Annotated in this window: 9 protein-coding genes; 6 read left to right on the top strand and 3 right to left on the bottom strand. The window is 73.6% G+C overall.

Annotation, left to right across the window (positions count from 1 at the left end; all coding sequences use genetic code 11):
• Nucleotides 1-12 precede the first annotated feature (12 nt).
• On the top strand, nucleotides 13-1,119 hold the full coding sequence (locus tag ACFYYW_RS08720) for an NAD(P)H-dependent flavin oxidoreductase (RefSeq protein ID WP_387646602.1): 1,107 nt from the start codon (nucleotides 13-15) through the stop codon (nucleotides 1,117-1,119).
• A gap of 139 nt (nucleotides 1,120-1,258) precedes the next feature.
• Here ACFYYW_RS08720 and ACFYYW_RS08715 read toward each other — a convergent pair whose 3' ends face one another.
• Together ACFYYW_RS08715 and ACFYYW_RS08710 are read right to left on the bottom strand one after the other, a co-directional pair.
• Nucleotides 1,259-1,732, bottom strand: coding sequence for a carboxymuconolactone decarboxylase family protein (locus tag ACFYYW_RS08715; protein WP_387646599.1), 474 nt, complete (start codon nucleotides 1,730-1,732; stop codon nucleotides 1,259-1,261).
• Nucleotides 1,733-1,837: 105 nt separating this feature from the next.
• Nucleotides 1,838-2,647 carry a crotonase/enoyl-CoA hydratase family protein gene (locus tag ACFYYW_RS08710; RefSeq protein WP_387646597.1) on the bottom strand — a complete coding sequence of 270 codons (810 nt, stop codon included), beginning with the start codon at nucleotides 2,645-2,647 and terminating at the stop codon, nucleotides 1,838-1,840.
• Nucleotides 2,648-2,772: 125 nt separating this feature from the next.
• Between ACFYYW_RS08710 and ACFYYW_RS08705 the strand changes: the two genes are divergently transcribed.
• From ACFYYW_RS08705 to ACFYYW_RS08685, 5 genes are read left to right on the top strand one after another with little or no spacing between them, the layout of a single operon-like run.
• Nucleotides 2,773-4,383 carry an acyl-CoA synthetase gene (locus ACFYYW_RS08705; RefSeq protein ID WP_387646594.1) on the top strand — a complete coding sequence of 537 codons (1,611 nt, stop codon included), beginning with the start codon at nucleotides 2,773-2,775 and terminating at the stop codon, nucleotides 4,381-4,383.
• Entirely contained in the window at nucleotides 4,373-5,275 is a 903-nt protein-coding gene (locus tag ACFYYW_RS08700) for an OB-fold domain-containing protein (RefSeq protein ID WP_352323093.1), read from the top strand. Before ACFYYW_RS08705 ends, ACFYYW_RS08700 begins: the two co-directional genes overlap by 11 nt.
• A complete protein-coding gene (locus ACFYYW_RS08695; protein WP_387646591.1) occupies nucleotides 5,272-6,291 on the top strand; it encodes a thiolase domain-containing protein in 1,020 nt (339 codons plus the stop codon). Before ACFYYW_RS08700 ends, ACFYYW_RS08695 begins: the two co-directional genes overlap by 4 nt.
• A gap of 3 nt (nucleotides 6,292-6,294) precedes the next feature.
• Nucleotides 6,295-7,443, top strand: coding sequence for a thiolase domain-containing protein (locus ACFYYW_RS08690; RefSeq protein WP_352323091.1), 1,149 nt, complete (start codon nucleotides 6,295-6,297; stop codon nucleotides 7,441-7,443).
• Nucleotides 7,443-9,029, top strand: a complete 1,587-nt coding sequence (locus ACFYYW_RS08685; protein WP_387646588.1) for an acyl-CoA synthetase — start codon at nucleotides 7,443-7,445, stop codon at nucleotides 9,027-9,029. The genes ACFYYW_RS08690 and ACFYYW_RS08685 overlap by 1 nt, the downstream gene beginning before the upstream one ends.
• 160 nt (nucleotides 9,030-9,189) lie before the next feature.
• Here ACFYYW_RS08685 and ACFYYW_RS08680 read toward each other — a convergent pair whose 3' ends face one another.
• Entirely contained in the window at nucleotides 9,190-15,879 is a 6,690-nt protein-coding gene (locus ACFYYW_RS08680) for a hypothetical protein (protein ID WP_387646585.1), read from the bottom strand.
• Between the last annotated feature and the right edge of the window lie 22 nt (nucleotides 15,880-15,901).

Genomic DNA, 15,901 nt, shown 5'->3' with positions numbered 1-15,901 from the left:
TATCGTCGGGCCATGCGGACACGGGTCACGGACATGTTCGGAATCGAGCTCCCGATCTTCGCCTTCAGCCACTGCAGGGACGTGGTCGCCGCGGTCAGCCGCGCGGGCGGCATGGGAGTGCTCGGCGCGCTCTACTTCACCCCGGAAGAGCTCGAGATGGAGCTCAAGTGGATCGACGACCACGTCGACGGCAGATCGTACGGCGTGGACGTGGTCATGCCCGCCTCCTACGAGGGCGCCGACTTCGCCCCCGAGGAGCTCGTCGGCCGCCTGCAGGCGATGATCCCCGAGGGGCACCGCGCGTTCGTCGAGAACCTGCTGGGCAGGCACGGCGTGCCGCCGCTGTCGTCCGACGCCGACCCCGGCCGGGTGCTGCTCGGCTGGACCGACGCCACCGCGCGTCCCCAGGTCGAGGTCGCGCTCCGCCATCCCATCGCCCTGCTGGCCAACGCCCTCGGGCCGCCCCCGGCCGACGTCGTGGACCTCGCCCACCGGCACGGCGTCAAGGTCGCCGCCCTGGCCTCGACCCCGCGGCACGCGCTCAAGCAGGTCGAGGTCGGCGTGGACGTCGTCGTCGCCCAGGGCACCGAGGCCGGCGGCCACACCGGCGAGATCTCGACCATGGTGCTCATCCCGCAGGTGGTGGACGCCGTGGACGTCCCCGTCCTCGCGGCGGGCGGCATCGGGAACGGCCGGCAGATGGCGGCCGGCATGGCGCTGGGCGCGGAGGGCGTCTGGACCGGCTCCCTCTGGCTCACCGTCGAGGAGGCCGACACCCCCGAGATGGCGAAACGCCGCATCCTGGAGGCCACCTCGCGCGACACCGTGCGCTCCCGGAGCTGGACCGGCAAGCCCGCCCGCCTGCTCAGGAACGAGTGGACCGAGGCGTGGGAGTCGCAGGAGTCGCCGGGCACGCTGCCGATGCCGCTGCAGTTCATGCTCGTCTCGGACGCCCTGCGCCGGATCGGCCGCTCGGACGCCTCGGAGCTGGCCACGTTCCCCGCCGGGCAGGTCATCGGCCTCACCAACCAGGTGCGCTCGACGAAGGACGTGGTGTTCGGGCTCGTAGAGGAGTACGCGGAGGCCCTGGAACGCCTCGACCGCATCACCCGGGACTGATCGCCCGGCTGTCGCCGTGGGGGCCTGGTTGCGGACGGGCCTCGGCGGCCTGCGGGACTGACTCCCTTCCCGCAGGCCGCGGTTCTCCGGCAGCTCTTCCAGCAGCCCCGGCAGCCCCGGCAGCCCCGGCAGCTCTCCGTCAGCCGAACATGCCGGGCACGTAGTCGCCCGCGGGCTGCTGGACGATGACGTTCACCCGGTTGAAGGCGTTGATCAGGGCGATCAGGCACACCAGCGCCCCGAGCTGCTCCTCGTCGTAGTGCTTGGCGGCGTTCGCCCAGACCTCCTCCGGGACGCCGCCGGCGCCGTCGGCGATGCGGGTGCCCTGCTCGGCCAGCTCCAGCGCGGCCCGCTCGGCCTCGGTGAACACCTTGGCCTCGCGCCAGGCGGCGATCAGGTTGAGCCGGATCGAGGTCTCGCCGGCGTGCGCGGCGTCCTTGGTGTGCATGTCGGTGCAGAAGCCGCAGCCGTTGATCTGGCTGGCCCGGATCTTCACGAGCTCCTGCGTGGCGTGGGGCAGGCCCGAGTCCATGATGACCTTGTTGGTGCTGATGAGGTGCTTCATAGCCTTGGCCGCGACCTGGTTCTCGAAGACGTTCAGACGGGCTTCCATGACGCGCTCCTTGTCGTCGTCGACTGCTTCCACCTCTGGGACGGGGCAGCCCGGCGGGATGTGACAGGAACGGATGTGACGTGCGTCTCTCCTCCCGGGGAGTGGTCAGCGGCCTTCGTAGCGGGCCGGGCGCTTCTCGCGGAACGCCCGGGTGCCCTCCTTGGCGTCCTCCGAGCCGATCACCGGCCAGCCGAGCTCGTCCGACACCTTCAGGGCCTCGGGCTCCGGCATGCCCAGGGTGTCCCGGTACGTCCGCAGAATGGCCTGGACCGCCAGCGGCCCGGAGGCGGCGATGTCCGCCGCCAGTTCCTGGGCCGTCTCCAGCGCCCGCCCGTCCGGCACCACCCGGTTGACCAGCCCCATCGTCAGGGCCTCGGCGGCGGTCACGGAACGGCCGGTGAGCAGCAGGTCCATGGCGTGGCAGTAGGGGATCTGGCGGGGCAGCCGGACGGCGCAGCCGCCCATGGGGAAGAGTGCGCGTTTGGCCTCGAACAGCCCCAGGGTGGCCGATTCGGCGACCACTCTCAGGTCCGTCCCGACCAGCAGCTCCGTGCCGCCGGCGACCGCGTGCCCCTCGACGGCGCAGATGATCGGCTTGGTCGGCAGGTCCTCCCTCAGCAGCCCCTTCCAGTGAAAGTTCGGGATCTGCGCGGCCCTTGCCTGAACCTCGGGATCGGTCGAGGGTTGGCCCATGGCCTTGAGGTCGGCCCCGGCGCAGAACGTGCCCTCCGCGCCGGTCAGGATCGCGACCCGGATCGAGGGCTCGGCCGACGCGTACGCCCACGCCGAGGCCAGCCCGATCAGCATGTCCGAGGAGAGGGCGTTGCGGGCCTCCGGCCGGTTCATCGTGACGGTCAGGACGTGGCCGTCGCGTTCCACCCGGCAGTGCGGGGTGCTGATCGGCAGAAGCTCCATGTACGCCTCCCGAATCCCAGAAGCAATGAATCAAGCGCTTGCTCCGCACTTTACCCGCGGGATACGCTCCGCACAGCAAACGAGAACAAGTTCCTGTTTTGCTACGCCTGAGCTGAGGAGATCAGATGGGCACGCTCGGATTCTGGAGGCTGGCGCAGGCGGATCCCGAGTGGATCGCGGCCGTCGACCCCGACGGCACGGAGCACCGCGCGGGTGACCTCCTGGCCCGTTCGAACCGCCTCGTCCACGGGTTACGCGAGCTCGGCCTGGAGCCGGGCGACGGAATCTGCGGCCTGGTCCCGAACGGCGCGGACGGCCTCGTCCTCTACCTGGCCGCGCTTCAGGCCGGCTGGTACTACACGCCGATCAACTGGCACCTCACCGGCCCGGAGATCGGCTACATCGTCTCCGACAGCGAGGCCAAGGCGTTCTTCGTCCACCCCCGCTTCCTCCAGGAGGGCGCCAGGGGGGCCGAGGCGATCGAGCCGCACCGCCGCTTCCTCCTCGGAGACGGCGGCGGGGACGGCGGCGGGGACGGCGGCGGGGACGGCGGCGGGGACGGCGGCGGGGACGGCGGCCGGGACGGCTTCCGCCCGGCGAGCGAGCTGACCGCCGGGCAACCGGACACCGCGCCGCCCGGCCGCACGGCCGGCGCCACCATGCACTACACCTCGGGCACCACCGGCCGGCCCAAGGGCGTCAGGCGCACGCTGAGCGGCCTCGACCCCGACGACGGCGCCGAGCTGATGACCTTCCTGCTCGGCCTGTTCGGCATCACGGCCGGGCCGCCCAACGCGCACCTGGTCACCTCGCCCAGCTACCACACCGCCGTCACCCAGTTCGGCGGCAGCGCCCTGCACATGGGCCACACCCTCGTCTACATGGACAGATGGGACGCCGAGGAGACGCTCCGGCTGTGCGAGCGCTACCGCGTCACGAACTCCCACATGGTCCCCACGCACTTCAAGCGCCTGCTCGCGCTCCCCGAGGCCACCAGGGCCAAGTACGACCTGTCCTCGCTCAGGTGGATGATCCACGCCGCCGCCCCCTGCCCGGTCCCGGTCAAATGGGCGATGTTCGAGTGGTGGGGCGACTGCATCTACGAGTACTACGCGGCCACCGAGGGCGGCGGCACCCTGGCCACGCCCGAGGGCTGGAAGGCGCATCCGGGCACGGTCGGCTCCGCCTGGCCGATCAGCGAGCTGCTGATCGCGGACGACGAGGGCGAACCCGTACCGACCGGCACCCCCGGGACGATCTACATGAAGATGATGGGCGTGCCCTTCGAGTACAAGGGCGACCCCGACAAGACCGCCGCGAACCGGCTCAAGGACTACTTCACGGTCGGCGACATCGGATACCTGGACGAGGACGGCTTCCTCTTCCTCTGCGACCGCAAGGCCGACATGATCATCTCCGGCGGGACGAACATCTACCCGGCCGAGATCGAGAACGAGCTCATGATCCACCCCAAGGTCGCGGACGTGGCCGTGTTCGGCATCCCGGACGACGACTGGGGCGAGCAGATCAAGGCCGTCGTCGAGCCCGCGCCGGGCGTCGCGCCGGGTCCCGAGCTCGCGGCCGAGCTGATCGCCTCGCTGGAGGGCCGCCTGGCCCGGATGAAGTGGCCCAAGAGCGTCGACTTCATCGCCGAGATGCCCCGCGAGCCCAACGGCAAGCTGCTCAAGCGCAAGCTCCGCGCACCGTACTGGGAGGGTCACGACCGTGCCATCTGACGATCCGCTGGTCGCCCAGCACGTCCTGGAGTTCCCCGGCGGCTACACCCGGACCACCGGGCCGGTGATCGGGCGCTTCCTCACCGAGTTGCGCGGCCGCCGCATCGTCGGAGTGCGCACGAAAGAGGGCAAGGTGCTCGTGCCGCCCCTCGAATACGACCCCGCCACCGGCGACCCCGTCACCTCCGAGTACGTCGAGGTCGGCCCGGCCGGCACGGTGACCTCCTGGGCCTGGGTGCCCGAGCCCCTGGCGAACCACCCGCTCGACCGGCCCTTCGCCTGGGCCACGATCCTGCTGGACGGCGCCGACACCGCGCTCGTGCACGCCGTCGCCGCCGACGGCCCCAAGGCGCTGTCGAAGGGCTCCCGCGTCTGGCCGGTGTGGCGCGACCGGCCCACGGGCCACATCACCGACATCGCCCACTTCGCACCCGAGGTCACGAAGATCGTGTCCAACGTGCGGGCCGAGTACCGCCTCCAGGCGGGCGGCTCGCTCCGCGTCTTCCTGGAGGGCGTCGAGCGCGGCGTCTTCCTCGGCGGACGCTGCGAGCAGTGCGATCAGGTGTACGTGCCGTACCGGATGTCGTGCCCCCAGTGCGGAGGTCTCATCCCGGAGACGCTCGAACTCCCCGACACCGGGACGATCACCACGTTCGCCATCAACAACCTGCCGGACCCGCGCGCGCCCGAAGTGCCGTTCGTCTCCGCCTACATCCTGCTCGACCACGCCGACATCCCTATGATCGCCCTGATCGGCGACGTGCCCGCGCACGAGGTGCGACAGGGCATGCGCGTCAGGGCCGTCTGGGTGCCCGAGGAGGAGCGGAGCAAGTCCATGGCGAACATCCGCTGGTTCGCCCCCACCGGCGAGCCCGACGTGGAGCTGTCATGAGAGAGGTCGCGATCGTCGCGTTCGCGCAGACCGTCCACACCGACCACGACACCGGGCTCACCGAGCCCGAGCTGATCCTGCCCGTGATCAGCGAGGTCAAGGAGCGGACCGGGCTGACCAGGTTCGGCTTCACCTGCTCGGGGAGCTGCGACTACCTGGCCGGGGCGCCGTTCTCGTTCGTCAGCGCCCTGGACGCGCTCGGCGCCTGGCCGCCCATCTCCGAGAGCCACGTCGAGATGGACGGCGCCTGGGCCCTGTACGAGGCGTGGGTCCGCCTCCAGCACGGCGACATCGACTCGGCCCTGGTCTACGGCTTCGGCAAGTCGTCGCTCGGCGACCTGCGCGCCATCATGACCCTCCAGCTCGACCCCTACTACCTGGAACCCCTCGGCCTCGACCAGCTCTCCCTGGCCGCACTCCAGGCGAACGCGCTCGACGCGGACAGGAAGCAGCTCGACGAGATCGTCCGCCGGTCCAGGGCGGACGGCAGGAGCAACCCGTACGCGCTCGACCTGCCCGAACCGGACGGCGAGGAGGTCGCGGTCGAACCCCTCAGAAAGACGGACGTGCCGCCCGTCACGGACGGCGCGGCGGCGATCGTGCTGGCCACGGCGGAACTGGCCGGACGGCTCACCAGCCGCCCCGCCTTCGTCAAGGGCATCGCCCACCGCATCGAGCCGCACTACCTCGGCATGCGGGACCTGGCCAGATCGGCCTCCGCGGCCGACGCCGCACGGGCCGCCGGCGTCGGCAAGGGCCCGGTCGAGGTGGCCGAGCTGCACGCCCAGTTCCCGCACGAGGAGCTCATCCTGCGCGAGGCGCTCGAACTGGGCGGCGACACGGTGATCAACCCGTCCGGCGGGCCGCTCGCCGCCAACCCCGTCATGGCCACGGGGCTCATCCGCATCGGCGAGGCCGCACGGCGCATCCTCGACGGCGGCGCGAGCCGCACCGTCGGGCACGCCGCCGGCGGCCCCTGCCTGCAGCACAACCTCGTCACGGTCCTGGAGGCGTGAATCATGGGCAACCGCTGCGCGGTGATCGGGGTCGGGCAGACGCACTACACCACCAAGCGCAGGGACGTCTCCATCGCGGGCCTGGTCCGCGAGGCGGCGCTGCGGGCGCTGGAGGACGCCGGGCTGACGTTCAAGGACATCGACGCCGTCGTGGTCGGCAAGGCGCCCGACCTGTTCGAGGGCGTGATGATGCCCGAGGCGTACCTCGCCGACGCGCTCGGCGCGGCGGGCAAGCCGATGATGCGGGTGCACACCGCGGGCAGCGTCGGCGGCTCGACGGCGCTGGTCGGCGCGAGCCTGATCCAGGGCGGCGTGCACGAGCGGGTGCTCGTGGTGGCCTTCGAGAAGCAGTCGGAGTCCAACGCCACCTGGGCGCTGTCCACGCATCTGCCCTTCAGCGCGTCGCTCGTGGTCGGCGCCGGCGGCTACTTCGCGCCGCACATCCGCGAGTACATGCGCAGGTCCGGCGCGCCCGGCCACATCGGCACGCTGGTCGCGGTCAAGGACCGGCTCAACGCCCTGAAGAACCCCTACGCCCACCTCAGGATCCCCGGCATCGACCAGAAGATGGTCGAGTCCACGCCGATGCTCTGGGAGCCGATCCGCTACCTGGAGACCTGCCCGTCCAGCGACGGCGCGTGCGCGATGGTCCTGGCCGCCGAGCACAAGGTCACCGGCACCCCCGCCTGGGTGCACGGCACCGCCATGCGCTCGGAGCCCATCTTCCGGGCCGGCCGCGACACCGTCAGCCCCCAGGGCGGCAAGGACTGCGCCGCCGACGTCTACCGCCAGGCCGGCGTCACCGACCCGCGCCGCGAGATCGACGTGGCCGAGGTGTACGTGCCCTTCTCCTGGTACGAGCCGATGTGGCTGGAGAACCTGGGATTCGCGGCGGAAGGCGAGGGCTGGAAGCTGACCGAGTCCGGCGCCACGGCCCTCGACGGCGACATCCCGTGGAACGCCTCCGGCGGCGTGCTGTCGAGCAACCCGATCGGGGCCTCCGGCCTGATCAGGTTCGCCGAGGCCGCCCTCCAGGTCCGCGGCCAGGCCGGCGAGCACCAGGTGGACGGCGCCCGCACGGCGCTCGGCCACGCCTACGGCGGCGGAGCCCAGTTCTTCGCGATGTGGATCGTCGGACGGGAGAGACCCTGATGGAGTTCAACCACGCGGACCTGTTCGAAGCACTCGCCGACACGATCGGGGACCGCACCGCCGTCATCTGCGGCGAGCGGCGGCGCACCTACGCCGAGCTGGACGCCGAGGCCAACCGGCTCGCCCACTACCTCGCCGACCTGGGCGTGCGGCCGGGCCAGCACGTCGGGCTGCACCTGTACAACGGCGTGGAGTACCTGGCCGGGCTGCTGGCCGCGCTCAAGATCCGGGCCGTGCCGATCAACGTCAACTACCGGTACGTCGAGGCCGAGCTGCTCTACCTCTACCAGGACGCCGACCTGCGCGCGCTGGTCTACGACGTCGAGTTCGACCCCCGCGTTGCCGCCGTCGCGCACCAGGCGCCGCTGCTGGACCACCTGATCGCGGTCGGCGGCGAGTCGTCGATCGCCTCGGCGGTGCCGTACGAGGCGGCGCTGGAGCGCGGCAGGCCGGAACGCGGCTTCCCCCCGCGCACCGGCCAGGACGTCTACATCATCTACACCGGCGGCACCACCGGCATGCCCAAGGGCGCGATGTGGCACGTCGAGGACCTGTTCATGGCCTTCGGCGGCGGCAACCCGTACGGCGACCCGCGCACCACCCCGCAGGAGGTCATCGACGAGGCCGTCAAGGCCACCCCCATGATCATGATGGCCACCTCGCCGCTCATGCACGGCGCCGCGCAGATGGCCACCTTCATCAGCTGGTGGGCGGGCGGGACGATGGTGCTCGTCCCCAAGTTCGACGCCGACGAGGTGTGGCGGGCGGTCGAGCGCGAGCGCGTGCTCACCATGAGCATCACGGGCGACGCCATGGCCAGGCCGCTGGCCGAGGCGCTGGAGACGGGCACGTACGACCTGTCGTCGTTGTTCGTCGTCAGCTCCACCGGCGCGATCCTGAGCGGCGCGGTCCGCGACCGGCTCCAGGGCCTGCTGCCCGACGTCATGATCGTGGACAGCTTCGGCTCGACGGAGTCCGGCTACACCGCCTCCGCGCTGCCCGGCTCCACGCCCGAGACCGGGCTGCGCTACCAGCCCAACCCGTCGGCCAGGATCAGCGTCCTGGACGAGCGGGGACGTCCCGTTCCGCCGGGTTCGGGGCAGATGGGGACGGTGGCCAGGTCCGGGCGGGTGGCGTTCGGCTACTACAACGACCCGGACAAGTCGGCGCGCACCTTCGTCACCGACCCCGACGGCACCCGCTGGCTGCTCACCGGCGACCTGGCGACCGTGGACGCCGACGGCACCGTGCACGTGTTCGGCCGCGGCTCGCAGTGCATCAACACCGGCGGCGAGAAGGTGTTCCCCGAGGAGGTCGAGGCCGTGCTCAAGGGCCATCCAGGGGTGTTCGACGCGGTGGTGACGGGCGTGCCGGACGAGCGGTGGGGGAGCAGGGTGGCGGCCGTGGTCGAGCCGCGTCCCGGCGTCGAGGTGACCGCCGCCGAGCTGGACGCCCACTGCCGGGCGTCGTTGTCGGGGTACAAGGTGCCGCGTTCGTACGCGTTCGTGAAGGAGATGGTCCGCTCGCCCGCCGGCAAGGCCGACTACCGCTGGGCCAGGCAGACCGCCGAGACCGCCACCCCCTGACCACCCCAACCCACCGTCTGACCACCCCAACGCACGCCCTGACCACCCCAACGCACGCCCTGACCACCCCAGCACACCGCCTGGCCCGCGCGCCCTCGTCGGGGCTCGCCTTTCTCCTGTCTCGGGGGCGTCGCTCGTCGGTTCCGGCCGCAGGGGAGGGTTACGTCGTGCGTAGCTCGGCCTCCACCTGGGCCGCCTCCTCGCGCCTGCCGGCCTTCTCCAGCAGCCGCAGCCGGCCGCGCAGCACGTCGCGCAGCAGCTCGGTGAGCTCGGTGAGCTCGCCGTTCGCGCCGTTCGCGCCGGTTCCGCTGTTCGCGGCGGGGCCGCCGGCGGTCAGGAGGCCGCGCAGCAGGCCGTGCGCGACCCGGAGGGCGGTGTCGGCCGCGTCGTCCCTGCCCAGCTCCTCCTGACAGAAGCCGAGCCGGGCGTGGGCGACGGCGGCGGCCGGCTCGTCGTCGATGACCTGGGCGCCGCGATGGAAGACCAGGCTCGCCTCCAGCGCCCGGCCCGACTCCATCAGCGCGTCGCCCAGCATGAGCATGGCGCGGGACAGGATGCCGCCGAGCAGGGGGTTGGCGGGGGCGTGGCGTTCCAGCGTGGCGACGGCCTCGCGCAGCGGCCCCACCGCCGCCGCCGGCTGCTCGCGCAGCCGGAGCGCGGCGGCCAGCGTCAGCCCGGCACCGGCCCGGCTGACGTGCAGCGCCTCGGCGTTCATGCCCGTGGTCAGCAGCTCGTCGTAGATCGCGATGGCCTCGCGGGCCCGCTGCTCGGCCTCCGCCGCCGCGCCGGGCCGCAGCAGGGGCAGCAGCTCAGAGCTCTGCGCCAGCGAATCGGCCAGGATCGCCCGGTACGTCAGCTCGCCCGGCGACCGCCTGGCCAGCCGGATCAGCTCCTCGGCCAGCGCGCCCGCCTCCCGCGCCTCGCCCAGCATCATGTGGCACCTGACCAGGCGCTGGGTGGCCAGGGCATGCCTGAGCGTGCGCGGCGGCAGGCCGGTGACGGCGATCCTGGCGTACTCGGCGGCCTCCTCGGGACGCCCGGCGGCCAGCAGGTCGTCGGCCACCGTCCCGGCCACCTCGGCCGCCGCCGCGGGCCGGGCGAGCCGGACGTGCAGCCGCATGGCCTCCACCAGGTGGGCCAGCGCCTCCTGCGTCCTGCCGGACGCGCGCAGCACCTGCCCGCGTACCTGGATCGCGTGCGCGCGCACGCCGAGCAGCCCGGCCTCGCCGCCCCGCGCCTCGGCGGCGCGTTCCTGCTCGGCCAGCGACCAGGTCACCGCCTCCAGCGCGGCCTGCGGGCGGTCCAGGGCGGCCAGAGCGGCGCCGAGCTGGGCGTACGTGACGGCGGCGACGGCGGGCTCGTCCAGTTCGTCGCAGAGGTCGGCGGCGCGTTCCGAGTGGGCCAGCGCCTCCACCGGCCGACCAGCCTCCAGCAGCCTGACCGCGTACCTGTTCAGCGTGTCGGCCAGCGCCCTCCCGTCCTCGGCCAACAGGTCCACGGCCTGCTCAAGGACGGTCAGGTCGGCGTCGCCGAGCGCGGCCAGCGCCAGGCCCAGCGAATGCCGGTGGCGGGCGTCGAACGCGGCCAGCCCCTTGAGGACGCGTACGGCCGGAGCCGCCGTCGCGCCGCTGAGCATGAGGCAGTGGCCGAACCGCTCGTGGAGCAGCGGGTTCTCGCTCACCGGGGCTTCGCGCTCCAACGCCTCGGCGAACGCCGTCAGCAGCGGCAGCAGCCTGGCGGCCGTCCTCGGGGTGGTCAGGTGGGCGGACAGCTCGTCCACGGCCTTGATGAGCACGTCGGGGCGGGGTAGGGGGCGTACCCGGAGGATCTGGGCGTACAGGTCGGTTCCGGCGGACGGGCCGTGACCGGTCACCCGGAGCCGGGCCAGCCGGGCCAGCGCCTGTACGTGCACGCCGGCCAGATCCCGCGTGAGCGGGCCCTCCTCGGCCATCAGGGCGATGCCCTTGGCCAGCTCGGCGGCGGCGAGGTCGCGTTCGTCCAGGTCGGCGTGGCACAGGCCGCTGAGCTCCAGGCAGGTGGCAGTGAGCAGACGGGTGCGCTCGGGCGGCTCGGGCACGAGGATGTCCAGCGCGCGGGTTACCGATTGGAGCGCTCCTGCCACGTTCCCGGCGGCCAGCCGGAGACCCGCGTGCAGACGCAGCGCACCCGCGAGCACGACCGGGGACTCCAGCCGCTCGGCCACCAGCCCCTCACACACCGTGACCAGCCGCTCCGCCTCGCCGTCGGCGGCCTCCAGGCGGCCCGTGGCCTCCAGCGCCACGACCTCCAGGACGAGCAGCTTGGCCAGCTCCTGCTGCACCACGAAGCTGACCTCAGCCTGCGGCCCACACGCCTCAACAGCCCCCCGCAGGTACGGCACCGCCTCCTGGTACCGCCCCAACCCCACAAGCGCCCGCCCAACCGCCCCCACAACAGCCCCACCCACCACGGGACTTCCTGCGAGGGGGCCTCCTGCGAGGGGACTTCCTGCGAGGGGACTTCCTGGGAGGGGACTTCCTGCGAGGGGGCCGCCTGCGACGGGGCCACTCCCGACGGACCCTCCTGCGGTGGTCGCGCCTGCGGTGGGCTCACCCACCACCGCCCCACCCAACATCCCGCCGCCGCTTCTAGCCCCCTCGGTACCCCCGCCGCCCACGCCCCCACCGCCCGCGCCGCCCCCGCCGCTCGCGCCGCCCCCGCCGCTCGCGCCGCCCCCGCCGCTCAGTCGCGCGCCGTCCAGGCCCGCGCCACCTGCGCCGTTCGCGTCGTCCCCGTCGCCGGGGTCGTCAGGTGCCGCGTGGCGTCGTAGGAGGTCGGCGGCCTGGGTTGCGAGGCGGAGGCCGTCGCGGGCGCGTCCCGTTTCGGCCCAGGCGCGCGCCAGCGCTGCCTGGGCGGCGACGAACGCTTGCACCCTCATGGCTTGCGGCCCGTTCGCGGCCTGGAGCCTGTCTGCGGTTTGCGGCCCGTTCGGGGTCTGGAGCCTGACTGGGGTTTGCGGCCCGTTCGGGGTCTGGAGCCTGACTGGGGTTTGCGGCCCGTTCGGGGTCTGCGGGCCACTCGTGGGCTGTGGTCCGGCGGGGAGTTGCGAGTCCTCCAGGGATCCCGGGCCGCCCATGGCTTGTGGGCCATCCAGGGGCGCAGGGCCGGGGGCGAATGCGGGGGTGTCCGCGGGTTCCAGGGCGGCGCGGCGTTCGATCAGGGTTCGTTCGGCTCTGGTCACGTCGGGTGGCGGGGTGATCAGGGTGGTCATCCAGGGCTGTTCGGGTTCTCCGGCGGCGGCGGTGGGGTCGGTCGTCGAGTCCTGCCAGGCTTGCATCTCCTCCCGGTGTCGCCGGTAGGACGCGTCTTCGGTGCTGAGGGCGTCGTACAGGGCGGCCGCCGCCTCCAGGTGGGCTCGGGCGTCGGCGGGGCGGTCGAGTTCGGCCAGGCAGAGGGCGAGCAGGTGCCTGGAGCGGGCCCTGGCGGCCGTGTGTCGTTCGTCCAGTTTGTCCAGTTCGGTGGCGAGGATCGCGGCTTCCTGGAGCGGGTCGAGCGCCTCGCGGGGGCGCGCGTCGGTCAGCAGCAGTTCGCCCAGGTCGAGGAGCTGGGCGGTCAGGGCCGGGCGGTGCTCGTCGGGTTCGAGCGCGACCAGCGAGCGCAGGTTCCGCACCGCCTCGGCGGCGAACCGCTCGGCCTGGTCCAGGTCGTCCAGCTCGCGGTGGAGTCCGGCCAGCAGGCCCGCGGCCTCGGCCAGCATCAGCCGCAGGCCCGGCTCCTCGTCCGCCAGGCCGCGCAGCCGTACGACGGCCTCCGCGGCGGGTGCGACGGCCTCGGCCGCTCTGCCGTGTTCTCCGAGCCACCGGGCCAGCTGGCACAACCGCTCAGCCAGATCCCTGTCGGTCGGCGCCGCGCCCGCCACGGCGGCGGTGACCGCCACGGCAAGACAGGCGGCCAACTCGGGCAACGCCTCCGGCTCGGGACCGGCGTCGGCGAAGGCGAATGGCGGGACGGGCGCTGGCACCCGCCTGACGACGCCCGGCATGGCGGCCGGTCCGGCGCCTGGCGTGGTGGCTGGTCCGGTGATCCCGGGCATGGTGGGCGGGACCGTGTCGCGTGTGGTGGCCGGTTCGAGGCTGGGTAACGGAAGGGCGGTGGGTTTGGGGGGTTGGGGCAGGGGAGCAGAAGTGGGGCTGGTGGGGAAGGCGTTCGCCGTGAGGACGTCGGTCAGGGCTGTGGCGACCTCGCCGGCACCGCCCGCCGCCGCGAACGCCTCCACCGCCTCGGCCGTCCGCCCAGAGTCCAGCAGCGCGCACGCCAGGTTGTGGTACGCCTGCCCGGCCCGTCCCGCGTACCGGGGGTCGTCCTCGGCCAGGATGCGGAACCGGGTCGCCGCCTCCTGGACGGGCCTCAGCGCGCTCCCGGACTCGCCCGCGAGCAGCAGGCACGCCCCCAGGACGAACAGCGCCTCCGCCTGACCGGCCGCCTCCTCGTACGGGGGAGCGGCCGCGAAGATCTCCACGGCCTCGGCGGCGGCCACCACCGCCTCACCCACCCGTCCCACGGCCGACAACCGGGACGACAGCCGGGCCAGCGCCCCCGCCAGCGAGGTCCGCCTGCCACCTGCACGGAAGTGCCGTACGGCCAGCTCGGCCAGCGTCACCTCAAGGGCCCGCAACCCGAGCGGCGGCCCAGCCCGGAAACCACCCCATGAATCCGCCCGGGAATCCCCCTGCGCATCCCCCTGCGCCGCCACCAGCGGCTCCGCCTGCGGTTCCGCCTGCGGTTCGAGGGGCAGCGCGGCCGCCGCCGCGGCCGTCGCCCGGTCGGCCGGCAGTCGTGTGAGCGCGGCGTTGAGCAGGTCGCCGAGCCGGGTGGCGGGGTTCGCCGCCGCCTCCGCGACCAGCGCCCCGAGCCTGGACGTCACCAGCGAACGCAGCGCCCGCCCCACCTCCGCCCGCTCCGCGCCCAGGCGGAGCACGTCGAGCAGGCGTGCCAGGTGCCCGGCCGTCCGCCGCTCGTGGTCGTGCACGGCCAGGACCAGCGCGTCCAGGTCCTCGGTCTCGGCGAGCGCCTGCTCGGCCACCAGGTCCGGGCCGAGCGGGCACAGCCGGTCCACGCCGGGGAAGACGCGTCCCAGCCAGTCGGCGACGACCGCCGCGGCCTGCGGGTCGCCGTGCAGGGCGGGCACGGCCGACAGCAGTCCGGGCAGCTCGGCGGGGGTGGGGGCGGTCAGCGTGAGCAGGGCGACGGACTGCCGGGCGGTGGTCTCGTCCACCTGGGCGCGGCCGGCGGGCCAGACGGTGGCCCACTGGTCGCGTTCGCGGTCGAGGAAGCGGCTGAGCAGCTCCTCGCCGACAGTCACCACCGCGCGCGTCCGGGTCCCGCTCCGGCCGCCGGGACGGAAGGCGTTCCAGGACGTCCCGGGGCGGGGCTCGGGCGCCGTCCGGTAGGGCGGGGCGCCGATCCCGCCGCCGGGCAGGGCGTCCGGAACGGTGGGCGCGGGCAGGACCTCCGTCTCGCCGCCGCGCAGCCGCAGCAGGGCCGCCAGGTGGACGCGGAGCGGCAGGCCGTACTCGGGGTCGTCCAGGCGCGGCGGAGTGGGGAGCGCGGCCCGGCTCGGCGCGAACGACTTCATCGCCGTGAACGCGTGCTCGGTGCGCTCGTTCAGGGTGAGCGGGTGCTGGTTGAGCTGCACGGTCGTGGTGTTGAGCCGGCGCAGCCAGCCACCCGCCGCCGTGTCCAGCCGCCGCCACCACTCCGCCTCGCCGGGCTCGCGGGCCAGCAGCAACACCCGTACGCGGGGGTTGTGCCCGTGCTTGGCCAGCCGCCGTACCAGCTCGCCAGCCAGCGGAGCGGACGGCTCCGGCGACTCCACGACCACCAGCGAGGGCCGCACCGCCTCCAGCGACACCGCCGCGCGCCCGGACAGGGCGGCGAGCGCGGCGTCCAGGGACAGGAGACCGGCGTCCCAGCCCGCTTCCCGCAGTTCCTCGCACAACTCCCCGGCCAGCCGGGTACGGCCCGTGCCGCTCCGCCCGGTCACCACCGCGACCGACAGCGCGGCCGGCTCCCCGGCCCAGGCCCGCAGCGCGGCGAGCTGCCCGTCCCGCCCGGAGTACGGCACCACGGCGTGTCGCGGCAGCAGCAGCCGCCAGTCCGGGCAGTCGGACGGCAACGGCTCCCGCGCCGGCAACAACAGCCCGGCCAGGACCACCCGCCCGTCACCGGCGGACACGCTCTCCAACGCGCCAGGCGCAGCCCCGGTCAGCTCGCGGAACCGGTCGTCGCCCAGCAGCACGCCCACCGGCACCGCGTCGAGCCGCCCCCGGGCGTGCCCGGCGGCCGAGGCCGTGACGACGGCGGCGACCTGCCCGGCGGGCTCGGCCAGCAGCGCGGCCCCGGTCAGGCCCGCCCACACCCGCAGGGGAGGCGGCGGGCCTGGCACGTCCATGCTGAGCGTCCGCGACGCCGGGCCCGTGGGGGCGGCGGCGGTTCCGGACAACACCCGGACGTCCCTGAACCCCGACCGCCGGGGCGCCTGCGGGAACCCCATGGCCAGGCACGGCACCCGTTCCCCGGCCGGCGCCGCCCACCGGACGTGCCCGATGCCGGGCACGTCGGCCCAGGGCTCTCCGGGCACCCGCAGCAGCGCCGCGCCGTGCCCGCGCCAGACCTGCTCGGCCGCCGCCCACCGGGACGACCACGGCGGGCGCACCTGGCAGGGCGCGCCGGGGTCCACCACGAGGGACGCGGTCAGCACGAGATCCGTGCCGATCACATGGCCGGTCCCGGTCACGCCGACAACGTCGTCGTGACCCGAGTAGACCTCGACGACTCGTTCGAGGCCGAGGCGGTGCGGTGGCGCGTCCATGGGTCCGCCTAGCTGCTACGTC

Source organism: Nonomuraea sp. NPDC001831, from assembly GCF_042892035.1.
Taxonomy (GTDB): Bacteria; Actinomycetota; Actinomycetes; order Streptosporangiales; family Streptosporangiaceae; genus Nonomuraea.
The sequence above is the reverse complement of the archived record's forward strand: the minus strand, read 5'-3'. Positions and strand labels throughout refer to the sequence as shown.